Raw genomic sequence first — 1,549 nt, forward strand, 5'->3', positions numbered from 1 at the left:
GCGCGCAAATGGAACGGATACTTTGTAGGTGACGGGGCAACCTGCATCAATTCATCAATCCATAGAATGGTATTTTCCCGCTCATACACCCACTTCATAAGCGCGTCATAGTGTTCCTCGCTTTGTTCTTCAGGCGATGGACAATAGATAATTTTCTTTGTCCGTGCTTCGGCTACTTCTTCCAGTGTCTCGACCAGTACAAAGTCCTTTCCCTCTCTTAGCCCGTACCAAAGTTCCTTACCTTTTTTCCTTCGTTCCAAAGATTGTCCCTTTGTATCTAACATCACAACATGTTCATAACCAGCTAGATACACTTCAGCAAGAAATGACTTCCCGCTACCTGTTTTACCTGCGATAAAAACATGTTCATCAGTCGGGATAGGTTGCATGTTTCTCCACCCCTTTCTTGTCATAACTCCTTTCCGTCCGCAAAACACCCTTTCCGTTTTTAAGAGCTTGCTTTCGTGACACATACGGAACACGAGATAATAAGGCGTTGAAAAAGTGTTCGTCCATACGGTGACAATGTTCCTTGTACTCAAAAACAACATACTTTTCACCTATCGTGACGGACCATTCTTCAACAAACGGAAAACAAGGTTTCCAGATCTTATGCCAATCACTTATCGGTATTGCGTAAATGCACCTACTCGCTCGGATAAGTACCATATTGGACATAGTCGATCACTTCTTTCAGCTTTTCGAGACCCGTGTCGATCTGCTCGTCAAAGTCCTCAAAATGGAGCGCTTGGCGGAATGAGTTGATTGAGTTCCCCGCTAAAAGTTTGACTGGAAGTGGAAGGTGATCCAACACTTGATCCGCTACTTGTTCTAGTCGTTCCTGTTTTGTTTCCCCCGGCGTTTCCGGTAGATTGAATTGGTTTAGCATAATTTGTTACCACCTGCGCTTTCTTTTGTTTTCGTGTGGCATTCCACATCAAGAATTTCGGAACAAAGATTGTAAAACATGCGATGGCAAGTGCAATCGCATCACTATTTTCCCCGACTTTTTCGAGTGCTGCGGTTTTCGCTAGCATATTCTCTATCGGTTCACATAGCGTGTTAATTTCCATTTCGCTCAAAGCCCATACTTCAAACCCTTCACGGGTAGCCACCATTTGTGACACTGTCATTAGAATTGGTTTTAATTGCAAAATTTCCATTGACGGTGCTTTTGCTTTCCCTCTAGATCGTGAGGAAGATTTTGCATTTGCGCGCGAACGGGCTTTTCGTTCCCTGTCCTTTTTGCGCTTCTCTTCTAGCTTTGTATCAATCTCTTCCTTTTCTTCTTCTTTCCCCGGAACGTCTACAGCAACCAACTTAGGAAGCTTTTCTTCTTCGGTTTTTCCTCGTCCTCCAGTTCCTCCACTTCCAGTTCCTCTTCTTCCTCCACTTTCGGTTTTGGTGGAACCGGTACTTTTTGCGCTCCCGCTTCCTGTTCCTTCGGCTTTATTACTTCCTGTATCGTCGACATGAATGTCTTTGCCCATTGTGGTGCGTCCTCCTCACTTTTGGATTTTCTTTTAGGTTTCGGTTTTTCTTCTTCCTC

The 1,549-nt window shown here is 44.3% G+C and carries 2 protein-coding genes and 1 pseudogene; all 3 read right to left on the bottom strand.

All coding sequences use genetic code 11. The features are described 5' to 3' along the window. Nucleotides 1-389 (bottom strand): ATP-binding protein (locus MR107_RS29865; RefSeq protein ID WP_242293140.1); only part of this gene is annotated, 389 nt, incomplete at its 3' end. A gap of 345 nt (nucleotides 390-734) precedes the next feature. Then, nucleotides 735-1,319, bottom strand: coding sequence for a hypothetical protein (locus MR107_RS29870; RefSeq protein WP_242293141.1), 585 nt, complete (start codon nucleotides 1,317-1,319; stop codon nucleotides 735-737). Beyond that, a pseudogene (locus tag MR107_RS29875) lies at nucleotides 1,307-1,549 on the bottom strand (hypothetical protein); the annotation flags it as partial. The gene MR107_RS29870 and the pseudogene MR107_RS29875, both read right to left, overlap by 13 nt.

The sequence above is a fragment of the Bacillus cereus group sp. BfR-BA-01441 genome (assembly GCF_022663075.1).
Lineage (GTDB): Bacteria > Bacillota > Bacilli > Bacillales > Bacillaceae_G > Bacillus_A > Bacillus_A cereus.